15 protein-coding genes and 1 pseudogene are annotated in these 14,733 nt (G+C 71.5%); 3 read left to right on the top strand and 13 right to left on the bottom strand.

Translation table 11 applies throughout. The annotated features are described in order from the left end of the window. Positions 1-215 precede the first annotated feature (215 nt). Both IG02_RS0127325 and IG02_RS0127320 read left to right on the top strand, forming a co-directional pair. Positions 216-446 carry a helix-turn-helix domain-containing protein gene (locus tag IG02_RS0127325; RefSeq protein WP_030753628.1) on the top strand — a complete coding sequence of 77 codons (231 nt, stop codon included), beginning with the start codon at positions 216-218 and terminating at the stop codon, positions 444-446. A gap of 81 nt (positions 447-527) precedes the next feature. After that, complete coding sequence (locus IG02_RS0127320; protein WP_030753625.1) at positions 528-1,769, top strand: tyrosine-type recombinase/integrase; 1,242 nt, start codon at positions 528-530, stop codon at positions 1,767-1,769. Between the two features lie 190 nt (positions 1,770-1,959). On the opposite strand, the gene IG02_RS0127315 is transcribed toward IG02_RS0127320, so the two are convergent. From IG02_RS0127315 to rpsB, 5 genes are all read right to left on the bottom strand, one after another. After that, entirely contained in the window at positions 1,960-3,210 is a 1,251-nt protein-coding gene (locus IG02_RS0127315) for a phosphatidate cytidylyltransferase (RefSeq protein WP_030753622.1), read from the bottom strand. Further along, positions 3,210-3,767, bottom strand: a complete 558-nt coding sequence (gene frr, locus IG02_RS0127310; RefSeq protein ID WP_030753619.1) for a ribosome recycling factor — start codon at positions 3,765-3,767, stop codon at positions 3,210-3,212. The genes IG02_RS0127315 and frr overlap by 1 nt, the downstream gene beginning before the upstream one ends. A 138-nt stretch (positions 3,768-3,905) precedes the next feature. After that, positions 3,906-4,613, bottom strand: coding sequence for a UMP kinase (gene pyrH, locus IG02_RS0127305; RefSeq protein ID WP_234314933.1), 708 nt, complete (start codon positions 4,611-4,613; stop codon positions 3,906-3,908). A 284-nt stretch (positions 4,614-4,897) separates the two neighbouring features. Further along, positions 4,898-5,734, bottom strand: a complete 837-nt coding sequence (gene tsf, locus IG02_RS0127300) for a translation elongation factor Ts (RefSeq protein WP_030753611.1) — start codon at positions 5,732-5,734, stop codon at positions 4,898-4,900. A 90-nt stretch (positions 5,735-5,824) separates the two neighbouring features. Continuing rightward, positions 5,825-6,730, bottom strand: coding sequence for a 30S ribosomal protein S2 (rpsB, locus tag IG02_RS0127295; protein WP_030753608.1), 906 nt, complete (start codon positions 6,728-6,730; stop codon positions 5,825-5,827). 277 nt (positions 6,731-7,007) lie between these two features. Between rpsB and IG02_RS39865 the strand changes: the two are divergent. After that, positions 7,008-7,571: pseudogene (locus IG02_RS39865) on the top strand (hypothetical protein); the annotation flags it as partial. Between the two features lie 326 nt (positions 7,572-7,897). On the opposite strand, the gene IG02_RS0127290 reads toward IG02_RS39865, so the two are convergent. From IG02_RS0127290 to lepB, 8 genes are all read right to left on the bottom strand, one after another. Further along, on the bottom strand, positions 7,898-8,455 hold the full coding sequence (locus IG02_RS0127290) for a TetR/AcrR family transcriptional regulator (protein WP_030753605.1): 558 nt from the start codon (positions 8,453-8,455) through the stop codon (positions 7,898-7,900). A gap of 61 nt (positions 8,456-8,516) precedes the next feature. Continuing rightward, the gene (gene whiG / locus IG02_RS0127285; RefSeq protein ID WP_030753602.1) at positions 8,517-9,353 is read right to left on the bottom strand and encodes an RNA polymerase sigma factor WhiG; all 837 of its coding nucleotides are present in this window, start codon (positions 9,351-9,353) and stop codon (positions 8,517-8,519) included. A gap of 252 nt (positions 9,354-9,605) precedes the next feature. Further along, positions 9,606-10,811 carry a DNA-processing protein DprA gene (gene dprA, locus IG02_RS0127280; RefSeq protein WP_051765791.1) on the bottom strand — a complete coding sequence of 402 codons (1,206 nt, stop codon included), beginning with the start codon at positions 10,809-10,811 and terminating at the stop codon, positions 9,606-9,608. After that, positions 10,808-12,436, bottom strand: a complete 1,629-nt coding sequence (locus tag IG02_RS0127275; protein WP_030753598.1) for a YifB family Mg chelatase-like AAA ATPase — start codon at positions 12,434-12,436, stop codon at positions 10,808-10,810. Before IG02_RS0127275 ends, dprA begins: the two co-directional genes overlap by 4 nt. After that, the gene (locus IG02_RS0127270; RefSeq protein WP_030753597.1) at positions 12,437-12,814 is read right to left on the bottom strand and encodes a YraN family protein; all 378 of its coding nucleotides are present in this window, start codon (positions 12,812-12,814) and stop codon (positions 12,437-12,439) included. It abuts the gene before it with no gap. 130 nt (positions 12,815-12,944) lie between these two features. Beyond that, complete coding sequence (locus IG02_RS0127265) at positions 12,945-13,253, bottom strand: DUF2469 domain-containing protein (protein WP_014675276.1); 309 nt, start codon at positions 13,251-13,253, stop codon at positions 12,945-12,947. 49 nt (positions 13,254-13,302) lie between these two features. Beyond that, a complete protein-coding gene (locus IG02_RS0127260; protein WP_078854871.1) occupies positions 13,303-13,905 on the bottom strand; it encodes an NUDIX hydrolase in 603 nt (200 codons plus the stop codon). Further along, on the bottom strand, positions 13,895-14,674 hold the full coding sequence (gene lepB / locus IG02_RS0127255; RefSeq protein ID WP_030753595.1) for a signal peptidase I: 780 nt from the start codon (positions 14,672-14,674) through the stop codon (positions 13,895-13,897). Before lepB ends, IG02_RS0127260 begins: the two co-directional genes overlap by 11 nt. Positions 14,675-14,733: the final 59 nt, after the last annotated feature.

Here is a 14,733-nt window from a genome sequence, read left to right as displayed (position 1 = left end):
CAGACAGCCCATGTCTGCGTCACCCCGCGTCAGCCGCGTCACCCCATGACGAGAGCCCGCGTCACCAGTTGACGCACCCCAAACCCCTGCGTCACAACAAAACCGCTGGTCAGAGGGATGAATGACCCAGATGACGCGGTGACGCAGAAATCCGCACCTCGGACATACGCGGCCCTCAGCGCCGGATTGCCCCTCCCCCTGCTCGGGAGACGCCCATGACAACCCCATCGATCACCGACACTCTGCGCTCGGGCCTCCCCGACCGCTACCTCACCCCCGACGACATCGCCGAGATCTTCGACGTCCCCAAAGAGACCGTCTACCAGTGGCGCAAGAAGCGCGTAGGCCCGCCCGGCTTCCGCATCGGCAGGTACGTCCGCTACGACCCCGCCGACGTCCACGCCTACGTCACCCGCGCCAAGAGCGCCGATCAGGACGCCGCCTGACAGGCGACCGCACCCACCGCTCAACCCACGGGGAGGGCCCGGGCGGGCCCTCCCCGTGGCGTGCTTCGAAAGGACTCACCCTTGGCCGGCCACATCCAAGACCGTTGGTACAAGAACGAGACAGGCCCTGACGGTAAGCCCATCCGCGTCAGGACCGACCGCTACGGCACGGGCATGCGCTACCGCGCCCGCTACATCGGCCCCGACGGCACCGAGAAGTCCAAGAGCTTCGCCGACAAGCAAAAGCGCCTTGCCGAGGACTGGCTGAATCGGATCGAGGTCGACATGTCCAGCGGGACGTACGTCGACCCGAAAGCGGCACGAACCACGTTTCGGCAGTTCGCGGAGCGCTGGTTGAGTGCTCAGACCACCGATCTCACGACGCGGATCGCGACGGAGACACGGCTACGTCTCCACGCCTTTCCACGGATCGGACCCCGCCCGCTCGATTCGTTCCGTCCCTCGCACATTCAGCAACTCGTTCGCGAGCTGGAAGACTCGCCGATCGAGGGTTCGTACGCCCGAATCATCTACGCCAACGTGCGGGCCGTCTTGTCAGCCGCTGTCGATGACGGCCTACTCAGTCGCAATCCATGCGCCGCGAAGTCCGTGCGTCCCCCTACCGTCGAGCCGGGGCGCGTCGTCCCGTGGCTACCGGAGCAGGTACTTGCCGTACGTGCGGCGCTTCCCCAGAGGTATCAGGCGATGAGCGACGTCGGCGCGGGTTGTGGGCTCCGACAAGGGGAGATCATCGGACTTGCTGAGGATGACGCGCTCGATTTCACCGGGAACACGTTGCACGTAGTGCGACAAGTGAAACTCATCAACGGAAAGGCCGTATTCGCCCCGCCCAAGGGCAACAAGGAACGAGACGTGCCGCTCCCCGATGCGGTGGCTGACGCGCTCCGGGCCCACATGGACGCCGTCAAGCCCGTTGCCATCACGTTGCCCTGGAAGAAACCGGATGGGCCGCTGGTGACCAAGCGACTGCTGTTCACGAACACGGCCGGCGGAATCGTCTGGCGCGGCAACTTCAACGTTCAGGACTGGAAGCCCGCGATCGCGGCGGCCGGCTTCATCCCCAGAGCCGATCAGGGTCAGGCTCACGAGTCGGCGCGCGAACACGGCATGCACGCCCTCCGGCACTTCTACGCGTCCGTACTGCTGGACGCTGGGGAGAGTATCAAGGCCGTGAGCGAGTACCTTGGCCATGCCGACCCCGCGATGACGCTCCGGGTGTACGCGCACCTCATGCCGACCAGCAAGGAGCGCGCCCGCCGGGCCGTGGATCAGGTCCTACGCCCCGCGCAGGAAGCCGCATGACGGCCCAGAGACGGCCCAGAGACAAAATGAGTGCCCTCTGTCGGCGGCAAAACCGCTGGTAGAGGGCACTTTGCCGGTCAGGCGTCGGCAAGTTCTCCGGGTACAGGCATGGTGGATCCAGTGTCGCAGACGTACGACGAAGGGCCCGCCGTCCTGTGGACAGCGGGCCCCGGGGCGGCGTAGGAGCTGGTCAGGAGCCTACGAACAGCACCAGGAGCAGCCACATCACGGGGGCCGTGGGCAGCAGGGAGTCGAGCCGGTCCATGATGCCGCCGTGCCCGGGCAGCAGCGTGCCCATGTCCTTGATGCCGAGGTCCCGCTTGATCATGGACTCGCCGAGGTCACCGAGCGTGGCGCTGGCCGCGACCGCCAGGCCGAGCAGCAGGCCCTGCCACCAGGCCCCGTTGTCGATCATGAACTGCATGCAGAGCGCGCCGGCCACCATGGCGAAGACGACCGCTCCGGCCAGGCCCTCGCGCGTCTTGCCGGGACTGATGCGCGGCGCCAGCTTGTGCCTGCCGAAGCGCCAGCCCACCGCGTACGCGCCCGTATCGCTGACGACGGTGAGCACCAGGAACATCAGCACGCGCCACGGGCCGTCGTCGGCGGTCAGTATCAGCGCGACGAACGTGGCGAGGAAGGGGACGTAGAACGCGGCGAAGAGCCCCGCGGTGACGTCCTTCAGATAGCCCTCGGGCGGCTCCGTCATCCGCCAGATCAGCACCGCGAGCGCGGTGAGGGCCATGGCGACCCAGGCGCCCTCCGGGCCGCGCGCGTACCCCGCCACGACCATGGCCGCGCCGCCCACGGCCAGCGGGACGAGGGGCGGCCTGATGCCCTTCTGCTCGGAGAGCCGGGTGGTCAGCTCCCAGAGCCCGATCACCACGGCAACCGCTATCACGCCGACGAACACGGCCTTGACGATGAACAGCGATGCCGCGACCACCGCGCCGAGACCGACACCGACCCCTATGGCCGCCGGGAGGTCACGGCCGGCCCGCTTCTTCGGCGGTTCCTCCGATCGCGGCTGTTCCGGCCTTTCCGGCGGGGCGGGCGGGGGCACGGCCACGGGCTCCTGCGGGGTGTCGTCACGGCGCGCGCGGGGGGCCGGGCCGTCCTGCCGGGCAGCCCCCCGGTCGTCGTCCTGGTCCCCGCCGCCTGCGGGTCCGTCGGGCACGATGGGCATGGGGCGAGTCTGCTGGGCGTCCCGCCCGTCGTGGGCGGGACCCGCCGGGTACCCGTCGAAGGCGGTGCCCACCGGCCGCCCGTCGTGACCCGGGCCCGCCGCGTACCCGTCATGGGCCGCGGCGGCGGGATACCCCTCGTGGGCGGGGCCCGCCGGACGCCCCTCGCGGGCGGCGTCCACCGCCGGGCCGGCCCCCTGCTCGTACGCGCCCCAATAGCCGGCTGTCGGCGGGGCTCCCCGGGAAGAGTCGTTCATCAGACTTCGAGCAGCTCGGCTTCCTTGTGCTTCAGCAGCTCGTCCACCTGGGCGACGTACTTCGCCGTGGTGTCGTCGAGCTCCTTCTCCGCGCGCCGGCCCTCGTCCTCGCCGACCTCGCCGTCCTTGATCAGCTTGTCGATGGTCTCCTTGGCCTTGCGGCGGACGGCACGGATCGAGATCTTCGAGTCCTCGGCCTTGGTCTTGGCGACCTTGATGAACTCCTTGCGGCGGTCCTGCGTGAGCTCGGGGAACACCACCCGGATGATGTTGCCGTCGTTGCTCGGGTTGACCCCGAGGTCGGAGTCCCGGATCGCCTGCTCGATGTTGCGCAGCGCGCTCTTGTCGAACGGGGTGACCACGGCCATCCGCGCCTCCGGCACGGAGAACGAGGCCAGCTGGTTGATCGGGGTCAGGGCGCCGTAGTAGTCCGCCACGATCTTGTTGAACATGGCCGGGTGCGCACGCCCGGTGCGGATCGCGGCGAAGTCGTCCTTGGCGACCAGGACGGCCTTCTCCATCTTCTCCTCGGCTTCGAGGAGGGTCTCTTCGATCACCACTTGCTCCTGCGTGTCTTGAGTGGGCCCGGCGTGCTCATAGGCCGACGGATCCTGCGTCGCGTCTTTCCTGGCGTCTTTCCTGCACGGTGTCCGACCGGCAGGGCTTTGTCCATCCCCGTGCGGGGCCGCTCCGGCTCAGTCCCGGGTGCCCTGGTCGCTCACGAGCGTGCCGATCTTCTCACCATTGACCGCACGCGCGATATTGCCTTCGGTCAGCAATTCGAAGACGAGGATCGGCAGTTTGTTGTCCTGGCACAGGGTGATCGCGGTCATGTCGGCGACGCGCAGATCACCGGCGATCACCTCGCTGTACTCCAGGGCGTCGAACTTGACCGCTCCCGGGTTCGTCTTGGGGTCGGAGTCGTACACCCCGTCCACCCCGTTCTTACCCATCAGCAGGGCCTGGGCATCGATCTCCAGGGCACGCTGGGCGGCGGTGGTGTCGGTGGAGAAGTACGGCATGCCCATGCCCGCGCCGAAAATGACGACGCGCCCCTTCTCCAGGTGGCGCACGGCGCGCAGCGGAATGTAGGGCTCGGCGACCTGGCCCATCGTGATGGCGGTCTGCACCCGGCAGTCGACGCCCTCCTTCTCCAGGAAGTCCTGGAGCGCCAGACAGTTCATGACCGTACCGAGCATGCCCATGTAGTCGGAGCGGGCCCGGTCCATACCGCGCTGCTGGAGTTCCGCACCGCGGAAGAAGTTGCCGCCGCCGATGACGACCGCGATCTGTGCGCCGTCCCGGACGACGGCGGCGATCTCGCGGGCGATGGCGTGGACGACGTCGGGGTCGACGCCGAGCGCGCCCCGGCCGGCGAACGCCTCACCGGACAGCTTCAGCATGAAGCGGCGGGGCTTCTTGCGGCCGCCGCGCGCCGCGTCCTCGTGGCCCGGCGTGCCCTGGTCGCTGTTGTTGCCGTCGCCGCTCGTGTCGGCCTGTTCCATGGAGATCTCCTCGTGCGCATACGAAGAAGGCCATTGCCCGGGTCCTTGCGGTTCCCTCTCGCGGCAATGGCCTCCTCGTCAGATCTGCGGCCGCCCGGCCGCGTCGGCGAAGGTGTGCCGGCGGGCACACGCGGGCGGCTGCGTCAGACCCTATCGGGGTCTTCGGTTGATCGCGTACAGCCTCAGACGCCGACCTTGATCCGGGAGAAGCCGGTCAGGGCGACACCGGCCTCGTCCAGGATCTTCTGGACGGACTTCTTGTTGTCCTTGGCGAAGGGCTGCTCGGTGACGACGACGTCCTTGAAGAAGCCGTTGACCCGACCCTCGACGATCTTGGGCAGGGCCGCCTCGGGCTTGCCCTCCTCGCGGGAGGTCGCCTCGGCGACCCGGCGCTCGTTCTCCACCGTCTCGGCCGGGACCTCGTCGCGGCTGAGGTACTTGGGCGCGAAGGCGGCGATGTGCTGCGCGACGTCCTTGGCGACCTCGGCGTTCTCCTTGTCCAGCTGGACGAGAACGCCGACCTGCGGCGGGAGGTCGGGCATCGTGCGGTGCATGTAGGCGGCCACGTAACCGCCGGTGAACTGCGTGAAGCGGTCCAGGACGATCTTCTCGCCCAGGTTGGCGTTGGCCTCGTCCACGTACGCCTGGACGGTCTTGCCGCCCTCGATCTCCGACGCGAGCAGCGTCTGGAGGTCGGCCGGGGAGGTCTCGGCGACGTGGGCGGCGAGCTTGTTCGCCACGGCCTGGAACTTCTCGCCCTTGGCGACGAAGTCCGTCTCGCACTTCAGCTCCAGCAGCACGCCGGAGGAGTTGTCGTCGGCGATGAGGGAGACGACGGCGCCGTTCTCGGCCGAGCGGCCCTCGCGCTTGGCGACGCCCTTCTGGCCCTTGACGCGCAGCAGCTCGACGGCCTTGTCGACGTTGCCCTCGGCCTCGTCCAGCGCCTTCTTGCAGTCCATCATGCCGGCGCCGGTGAGCTCACGGAGCTTCTTGACGTCAGCGGCGGTGTAGTTCGCCATGATCTGTAATTCTCTCTCGAAGTCTGAAAGATACGGCTGGACGGCGGGGGCCGCCGGGGCCCCCGCCGTCGACCACGGAATCCGGGAAGGTCAGCCCTGCTCGGCGTCCGCCGCGGCGGCCGGGGCGGCGGCCTGCTCGGCGTCGGCGGCCTTCTCCGTCTCGGCGGAGGTCTGGACGTCGGCCTGGGCCTCGGCGGGCTTGTCGGCGCCGTCCTTCTTCTCACCCTCGAGCAGGTCGCGCTCCCACTCGGCGAGGGGCTCGCCGGCCGCCTTCTCGCCCGGCTTCGAATCACCGGTGGCGACGCCGGAACGGGCGATGAGGCCCTCGGCGACGGCGTCGGCGATCACGCGGGTGAGCAGGGTGACGGAGCGGATCGCGTCGTCGTTGCCCGGGATCTTGTAGTCGACCTCGTCGGGGTCGCAGTTGGTGTCGAGGATCGCGACGACCGGGATGTGGAGCTTGCGCGCCTCACCGACGGCGATGTGCTCCTTCTTGGTGTCGACGATCCAGACGGCGCTGGGCACCTTCTGCATCTCGCGGATACCACCAAGGGTCTTCTCCAGCTTGGCCTTCTCGCGGGAGAGAACCAGGAGCTCCTTCTTGGTGAGGCCGGAGGCGGCCACGTCCTCGAAGTCGATCTGCTCGAGTTCCTTCAGGCGCTGGAGGCGCTTGTAGACGGTGGAGAAGTTGGTGAGCATGCCGCCCAGCCAGCGCTGGTTGACGTAGGGCATGCCGACGCGCGTCGCCTGCTCGGCGATGGCCTCCTGGGCCTGCTTCTTCGTGCCGACGAACATGATGGAGCCGCCGTGGGCGACGGTCTCCTTGACGAACTCGTAGGCGCGGTCGATGTACGACAGCGACTGGAGCAGGTCGATGATGTAGATGCCGTTGCGCTCGGTGAAGATGAAGCGCTTCATCTTCGGGTTCCAGCGACGGGTCTGGTGACCGAAGTGGACGCCGCTCTCCAGCAGCTCCCGCATCGTGACGACGGCCATGGCCGTACTCCTTGAGGTACTCGGTTGTCGCGTCCGCCGGACGGCAGTCGCGCCTGACGCCCCGGTGCGCCGTGCCGCGGAGGACCGAGAGGCGCGAGCATCGGCTCGAAGGGGCCGATGGCGGGGCGTGCGAAGTCGACCCGGTGACCCGGATCGCCACATGAAGTGTACGGGACCTTCGCACCCACGGGTGACGGCGATGTCCACAACCCGTCAGTAGTCCACAGATCCGGACCATGATCAGCGCGGTCCGGGCGTCACGCGGCACGGTGAGCGCATGACGACCGACCGTACCGCCGCTTCCCGCCCCGCCCGCCGCCTCCACCCGCCGCGCCTCCACCCGCCGCGCCTCCACCCGCCGCGCCGGTTCCCGGGCACGGTCCGCCGGCTCGCGCCGACGCTCGTGCTGGTTCTCCTGCCGATCCTCGTACTGGCGCTGCCGGAACCGGCCCGGGCGCGGGCCTCGGGGGCCGGGGCGGCGGCCGGGACGGCCGAGGGCCGGGCATGGCCGGTGGGCTCCCGGCCGACGGTGCTGCGCGGCTGGGAGCCACCGCTGTCGGCGTACGGGGCGGGCCACCGCGGTGTGGACCTGGCCGCCGCCCCGGGCGATCCGGTACGGGCCGCGGCGTCGGGCCGGGTGTTCCACGCGGGCCGGGTCGCGGGGCGGGGGGTGCTGTCGATCGCCCTGTCCGCGCCGGGCCCACGGGGCTCACGAGGCATGCCCGGCGTGCGCGGCGGTCCGCTGCGGATCACGTACGAGCCGGTGGAGCCGCTCGTGGCGGAGGGCGAGGAGGTGAGCGCGGGTCAGGTCGTGGCCACGCTGGCGCCGGGCCCGCGCGACCACTGCTCGACGGGGTGTCTGCACTGGGGCCTGCGACGGGGCGAGACGTACCTGAACCCGCTGTCCCTGCTCCCGCCCGGGCTGCTCCGCAGGCCCCCGTCCCGGCTGCTGCCACTGCACGGAAGCCCGCCCCTCGCCGTGGGAGCCGGGGGGTTCGGCGGGACACCGCGCGCGTGGGCGACGTACGTCGCGGCGCCTTGCGCGCCGGCACCGTACGGAATGGTGCCGTACGGAATGGTGCCGTACGCGGCTGCCGCGTACGGCGGCACACCGGGGGTGGGGGTGCCGCACGGCCCGGCCGCGTACGCGCGACAGCCCGCGCGGGGTCAGCCCCGGACGCCCCGCAGGGCCATCGCGACCGCCGCGTCGGCGATCTCCTGGGCGGTCTCCGCCACGCCGAGTTCCGTGCGCCGGACAGCGGCGTCCACCACGCCCTGGAGCAACATCGCCGTGAGCCGGGGCTGCTCGTGGCCCAGGTGGCCGAGTGCCTCCACGATCAGCGCGATCAGCCCGCCGTGCGCCGCCCGGATCTTCTCCCGGGCGGCGGCGTCCAGCTCGCTCGCGGAGATGGCGACGACCGCGCGGTGCCGGCGGTCACCGACCAGCGCCAGCTGCCGGCGCACATACGCCTCGATCTTCGCCTCGGGGGAGTCCACGCGTGCCATCGCGGCCTCGACCTCCGCGGCCCAGACCGGGAAGTCGACGGCACACAGCTCCTCGACCACGGCGGCGCGCGAGCGGAAGTACTCGTACACCGAGGATCTGGCGAGTCCGGTGCGCTCGGCGAGCGCGGGGAAGGTCAGCGCTTCCGTGCCGCCTTCGGAGAGGAGGGAGCGTGCGGCGTCCAGCAGGGCGCCGCGCTGCATCGTCCGGTGCTCGGCCACCGAGGCCGCTCGAATCCTTGGCACGCCCTCCACTCTACGGTGAGGGATCCGTGGCAGAGCGTCAGTGGCCGACGTCGGCCAGTTTGGCCCGGAGTTGGAGCACGGACTTGGTGTGGATCTGGCTGACCCGGCTCTCGGTCACCCCGAGGACATGGCCGATCTCGGCGAGGGTCAGTCCCTCGTAGTAGTAGAGCGTGACGACGGTCTTCTCACGGTCGGGCAGCGTGTTGATCGCGCCCGCCAGCAGCCGTCTCAGCTCGCGGTCCTCCGCGACCTCCACGGGGTCGTCGGCCGCGGTGTCCTCCAGGGTGTCCATCAGACTGAGCCGGTCGCCGCCCTCGCCGCCGACGTGCAGCAGTTCCTCCAGCGCCACCACGTTCGCCAGCGAGAGCTGGCTGAAAACCGCGTGCAGCTCCTCCAGCATGATCCCCATCTCCGCGGCGACCTCGGCCTCGGTGGGCGTGCGCCGCAGCTGTGCCTCCAGCGTGGCGTAGGCGCGCTCGACCGCGCGCGCCTTCTGCCGTACCGAGCGGGGGATCCAGTCCAGCGCCCTCAGTTCGTCGATCATCGCGCCCCGGATCCGGGTGATCGCGTAGGTCTCGAACTTGATCGATCTGTCGATGTCGAACTTCTCGATCGCGTCGATCAGCCCGAAGACGCCGGAGGAGACGAAGTCCGCCTGCTCGACATTGGACGGCAGCCCCACGCTCACCCGGCCCGCGACGTACTTCACCAGCGGTGAGTAGTGCAGGATCAGCTGCTCGCGCAGCCGCTCGTCGCCCGTTGCCTTGTAGGACCGCCACAGCTCGTCGAGCGACGAGGGCGCGGGCGGTCGCACGGTGCCCCGGGCGGCGGGGGGCACTGCCGCGCGGTCGGACCCGGAGGTGTGCTGGGGCATGCGTTGCCTTGAGCCGTTCTGCCGTGAAGTGCGGGAAACTGCGGGAAGCTGTCTGTCTGGGCCGGAATGCAGGTGAGCGTAGCGTGACTGCACGGTCGCGGTACGCGAGGGAGATCCGACCGCGCCCGCCCGCGCCGGCACCACCGTCCGCACCGCGTGACCGGGGGGTGGCACCGCTCGCGCGGGCCCCCGGGGATCACCGGCCCGGGCACGCGGGGCACCCGCATCACCCTTTCACCCGAATGCTCGAGGTCAAGTACCGCCTCGCCGTGCCGTGTCGGGCACTGCCGTCGGCGCGGTGATCCGCCACCCTTCGCCGCGCCGCTCGACGAACCCCAACGAGTGGAGTTCGTACAACGTGGCGAGCGCCTCGTCCGGTGTCGTCCCGGCGTCGCGCGCGATGTCCGCCACCCCGCCCGGGGCCCCGGCCGGCAGCGCCTCCAGCACCCGCGCGGCGGCCGGGTCGAGCAGATCCCTGGGCAGCAGGGGCCCGTGCCTTACCGGCGCGAGATCACCGATGTCACCCACCAGCTCGACCACCTCCGCGGCGTCCGTGACCAGCACTCCTTCCCCGCGCAGCAGTTCGTGCACGCCGGCCGAGAGACCACTGGTGGCCGGGCCGGGCACGCCCATCGTGAAGCGCCCCAGCCGCTGCGCGCGGCGTGCCGTCACCAGTGACCCGCTGCGGTACTCCGCCTCCACCACGACGGTCCCCCGGGTGAGGGCGGCGATCACCCGGTTGCGCAGGACGAACCTGCTGCGGGTGGGATGGGCGCCCGGCGGCAGTTCGGCGACGACGAGGCCCTGTTCGGCGATGCGTCCGATCAACTCGGCGTGACCTCGCGGATAGACCACATCGACCCCGCAGGCCAGGACCGCCACCGTGGCACCGCCCGCCGCCAGCGCCCCACGGTGCGCCGCGCCGTCCACACCGAACGCCGCGCCGGAGGTGACGACCCAGCCCCGCTCGGCCAGCCCGGTACCGAGGCTCGCCGCCATATGTGCCCCGTACGAGGTACACGCCCGGGCCCCGACGACGGCGACGGACCGCAGGGACCAGATCCGCAGGTCCGGCCCGCCCCGCACCCAGAGCCCGATGGGCGCGGCCTCGCCCAGGTCGTCGAGCTGACTGGGCCACTCCCGGTCGCCGGGGCACACGAACCGGCCGCCGACCGCGGCCACCGCAGCCAGGTCGCGCTCCGGAGCGACGGTCGCGGCCCGGGCGCGATAGCCGAGCAGCCGCCGCTCGCCGACTCCGGTGAGCCGGTCCTCGGTGAGCCGGTCGCCGACGCCGTCCTGCGGGCGGCCCCCGCCCTCGCCGGACGCGGTGAGCAGGGCGAGCAGCCGGACGGCGCCGAACCGGCGCAGCCATCGCCCGCCGTGCTCGTCACCCGGCTCGAAGACGCGGGTCAGCGCGGCTCGGGCGAGCCGCTCCGTCCGGTCCGCTGCGGACGTCATGACGCCTCCCCCGCCAGAGCTGTCGCGCCCCGGGCGATCCCCGTCCGCAGCTCCAGGGCCAGCGCCACGTCACGGACGGTCGGCCGGTCGTGCCCGGCGAGATCCGCGACCGTCCAGGCCACCCGGAGCACCCGGTCCACCCCCCGGGCGGTGAGCAGCCCGCGTTCCAGGTCCCGCTCGGCCGCCGCGAGCGCGCCGGGGCCCAGCGGCCAGCGCGTGCGCAGCTCGTGCCCGGGTACCTCGCTGTTGACGGACCAAGGCGTGCCGTCCAGGCGTGCCGCCGACCGTTCACGCGCCCCGCGGACCCGTGCGGCGACCGTCTCCGTGGACTCGCCCCGCCCGCCCCGCCCCAGCAGGTCCGCCCGGTCGACCGGCCGCACGTCGACCCTGAGATCCACCCGGTCGAGCAGCGGACCGGACAGCCGCGCCTGATACCGGCGGATCACCGAGGGCGGGCACTCGCATCCCGCCCCGTGCAGCGTGTGCCGCCCGCACGGACAGGGGTTGGCGGCCAGCACCATCAGGAAGCGGGCGGGCAGCCGCACCACGCCGGCGCTGCGCGCCACCACCACGTGGCCCGACTCCAGCGGCTGCCGCAGGGCATCCAGCGCCCGGGCGGAGAACTCGGGCGCCTCGTCCAGAAAGAGGATTCCGCGGTGAGCCAGCGAGACGGCCCCCGGTCTCGGCAGCCCGTTCCCGCCGCCCACGAGGGACTGCATGGTCGCCGAGTGGTGCGGGGCGCAGTAGGGCGCGGTGTCCACGAGCGGCTGCCCCGGGGGCAGGATGCCCGCCACCGAGTGCACGGCGGTGACCTCGAGGGACTCCTGGCGAGTCAGCGGTGGCAGGACCGCGGGCAGCCGCTCCGCCAGCATCGTCTTGCCGGCGCCGGGCGGCCCGTGGAGCAGGAGGTGGTGTCCGCCCGCGGCGGCCACCTCCAGGGCCGTCCGGGCAGCCGCCTGACCGGCCACGTCCGCCAGGTCGGGGCGATGGCCCGGGCCCGCCCCGGCGCCGGTCGCCGGGCCGGTGCCCACCCCGGCGCCGGCGACCATCAGCCCCGGTGGCATCGGGTCCGGTCGTCCCGCGGCCGCGTCGGGGGGCTCCTCGGGCACCGGTTCGTCGGTCAGGACGGCGATGAGCTGGCGCAGGCTCCGTACCCCGAGGACGGACACCCCGGGGACCAGCGACGCCTCCCCCGCGGTCCGCTCGGGGACCACCACCCGGCGGTAGCCCGCCTCCGCCGCCGCGAGCACCGCCGGCAGCACCCCGCGCACCGGCCGGACCCGCCCGTCCAGCCCCAGTTCCCCGATCAGCACCAGATCGGCGATCGCCTCGGGGGCGACCCGCTCGGCGGCGCCCAGCACGGCACACGCGACGGCGAGATCGAAGCCGCTGCCGCCCTTGGGCACGGACGCGGGGCTCAGCCCGACCGTGAGCTTCTTCTGCGGCCATTCCGCGCCGGAGTTCACCACCGCCGCCCTGACCCGGTCCCGGCTCTCCACCAGACTCTTGTCCGGCAGGCCCACCAGGGTGAACGCGGCCACTCCCGGCTCCAGATCCGCCTGGACCTCGACGACCACCCCCTCGACGCCCACCAGCGCCACGGAGCACGCGCGTGCGAATCCCATTCAGGCCACGCCCCGCGCGTGCTCGATCACCGGCGCGCCGTACCGGGGCAGCAGGACCCCGACCAGATCGATGCGCACGCCGCCGGGCGGCGGGCCGCCGCGCCGGTCCAGCCAGCACTCGGCGAGCCGTCTGAGCCGGTCCGCCTTCCGCCGGGTCACGGCGGCCATGGGATGTTCGAACGAACCGGCCCTGCGGGTCTTCACCTCGCAGACGACCAGCACCTCCAGGCCCCGGGCGTCCCGGTCCCGGGCCACGATGTCGATCTCGCCGGTCCTGCCGCACCGCCAGTTGCGGGCCAGGACGGTCATTCCCGCCCCCGCCAGCCGTCGGGCCGCCAGCTCCTCGCCGTACCGCCCCAGCGCCCCCGTCGCGTTCATTTCGGCACCACCTCCGGCACCGACTCTGACGCGACCGGTCGTCATGAGTGGATCTTGGTGGACAACTCACGCGATGTGGATAAGTCGGCCACCCTCCCGGAGGAGATCACGGACTCGTCGCTGACGCTCCTCAGCCGCCGGGCAGTTCGAGATCGCTCTTGTTCAGCTCCTCGATATTCACGTCCTTGAACGTGAGGACCCGGACTTGCTTGACGAACCTGGCCGGCCTGTACATGTCCCAGACCCATGCGTCCGCCATCGTGACCTCGAAGAAGACCTCACCCTGCACCGAGTGCACCTGCATCTCGTAATCATTGGTGAGGTAGAAGCGACGCTCGGTCTCGATCACGTATTTGAACAGCCCGACGACGTCTCGGTACTCCCGGTAGAGCTTCAGCTCCATCTCGGTCTCGTACTTTTCGAGGTCCTCGGCGCTCATGGCATGTTCCCCTTCAGCCGTACGTCCCCCCATTGTGCTCCCGGCTCCCTCACCCCTGGACGTTTTCGGGAGCGAGGACCACCGGGGCGTCCGGGGGACCCTCGTCGAGCAACGTGCGCAGCAGCTCGGCGAGCCTGGTCGGGTACACCGTCTCACGCGCCGCGGAGAGTTCGGCGGAGGTCCACCACCGCATACCCGCGACGCTGCGCCGCTCCAGTTCGGTCAGCCCACCGGGAGAGGTCTTCGTCTGGCGGGTACGTGCCAGGAAGTACCACTCGTCCTGGTCCCAGCGCCGTCCGTCGAACGGGAAGGAGCAGATCCGCCGCCACAGAACGGGCCCCAGCTCGACCTCTGTGATTCCCGTCTCCTCCGCCAGTTCGCGCAGTGCGGCGGCCTCTCGGGTCTCGTCGCCCTCCAGCCCACCACCGGGGGTGAACCACCAGGTGTCGTCCGGATCCGCCGGTTCGAAGCCGTGGATCAGCAGGATCCGGTCGTCGGGGTCCAGCAGGACCACCCGGGCGACCTTGCGCGGTTCCCCACCGCTCCCCGCCGGCCCGGCCCTCTCCGCCCCGGCCCGGTCGTCCGCCCCGGCCGCGTCGGCCAGGTCGTCCCCGGCTGCCCGGGCGACCGCCTCGCACGCCTCATCCCGCATGTGTCGTCGCTCCCTCGCCGGTCCTCCGCGTCGGTCCGGTCCGGCCGGTCCGCCGGGAAGCTGCCAGCCGCTTCGCGACCGGCCCGTAGGCCGCGCCGCCGAGGATCAGCAGCGCCCCGAGCACCACGGCGCCGGTCAGCAGCCGCACGGGCCCCGGCTCGGACACCCCGCCGGGCAGGGCAGCGAAGCCCTCCGGGCGGTCCAGCACGGCGGCCGACGGCCACGCCACGGCGTCCACGCGCGCGTCCACCGCGGTGCGCGGGACCGACCCCTGCGCGGCGTCCTCCAGGTGCACCCGTGAGTCCAGCGACCCGCCGCGCTCGTCACCGAGCAGGAACACCTGGCCCTTGGGCACCGTCGCGTCGAAGTCCTCCGTGGACGCGCGTCCGCCCACCGCCCCGCCCACGTACGGCTCGGCGACCGCGGTGCCGTTCACGGTCAGCCGGCCGTCCTCGTCGCAGCAGGCGACCTTGTCGCCGCCCACCCCGACCACCCGCTTGAGCAGCGGCATGTCGGCCCACTGGGCGTCGCTGAAGACCACCACGTCCCCACGCCGGACCTCGTCGGCCGATATCCGCTCGGCGAGCACCCGGTCGCCGGCCCGCACCGTCGGGGACATCGAGTTCGTGGGCACGGTGTACGGCCGGTACACCACGGCGCCCCAGACGAATCCGCCCAGGAAGAGGACGCAGCCGACGGCCACCACCAGCCCCGACACCACATCGCCGAGGCGGCCGCGGCCGCCGTTCGCAGGTCCAGTACCGCTCATCCCAGCGCACCTCCGGTCCGGAAGACGACCGTCGGAGGCCGACGATCCGGGACCGCACC

The sequence above is a fragment of the Streptomyces sp. NRRL F-5135 genome, assembly GCF_000719775.1.
Taxonomy (GTDB): Bacteria; Actinomycetota; Actinomycetes; order Streptomycetales; family Streptomycetaceae; genus Streptomyces; species Streptomyces hebeiensis.
Note: the sequence above shows the minus strand (reverse complement) of the source record. Positions and strands in the feature narration are given on the sequence as shown.

What these genes read in the sequence shown, in the direction of transcription:
- IG02_RS0127325 (WP_030753628.1), top strand. Translation starts at nt 216, where the DNA reads ATGACAACCCCATCGATCACCGACACTCTGCGCTCGGGCCTCCCCGAC.
- dprA (WP_051765791.1), bottom strand. Translation starts at nt 10,811, where the DNA reads ATGACGTCCGCAGCGGACCGGACGGAGCGGCTCGCCCGAGCCGCGCTG.
- whiG (WP_030753602.1), bottom strand. Translation starts at nt 9,353, where the DNA reads ATGCCCCAGCACACCTCCGGGTCCGACCGCGCGGCAGTGCCCCCCGCC.
- IG02_RS0127275 (WP_030753598.1), bottom strand. Translation starts at nt 12,436, where the DNA reads ATGGGATTCGCACGCGCGTGCTCCGTGGCGCTGGTGGGCGTCGAGGGG.
- pyrH (WP_234314933.1), bottom strand. Translation starts at nt 4,613, where the DNA reads ATGCTGAAGCTGTCCGGTGAGGCGTTCGCCGGCCGGGGCGCGCTCGGC.
- IG02_RS0127270 (WP_030753597.1), bottom strand. Translation starts at nt 12,814, where the DNA reads ATGAACGCGACGGGGGCGCTGGGGCGGTACGGCGAGGAGCTGGCGGCC.
- IG02_RS0127260 (WP_078854871.1), bottom strand. Translation starts at nt 13,905, where the DNA reads ATGCGGGATGAGGCGTGCGAGGCGGTCGCCCGGGCAGCCGGGGACGAC.
- IG02_RS0127265 (WP_014675276.1), bottom strand. Translation starts at nt 13,253, where the DNA reads ATGAGCGCCGAGGACCTCGAAAAGTACGAGACCGAGATGGAGCTGAAG.
- tsf (WP_030753611.1), bottom strand. Translation starts at nt 5,734, where the DNA reads ATGGCGAACTACACCGCCGCTGACGTCAAGAAGCTCCGTGAGCTCACC.
- IG02_RS0127315 (WP_030753622.1), bottom strand. Translation starts at nt 3,210, where the DNA reads ATGAACGACTCTTCCCGGGGAGCCCCGCCGACAGCCGGCTATTGGGGC.
- rpsB (WP_030753608.1), bottom strand. Translation starts at nt 6,730, where the DNA reads ATGGCCGTCGTCACGATGCGGGAGCTGCTGGAGAGCGGCGTCCACTTC.
- lepB (WP_030753595.1), bottom strand. Translation starts at nt 14,674, where the DNA reads ATGAGCGGTACTGGACCTGCGAACGGCGGCCGCGGCCGCCTCGGCGAT.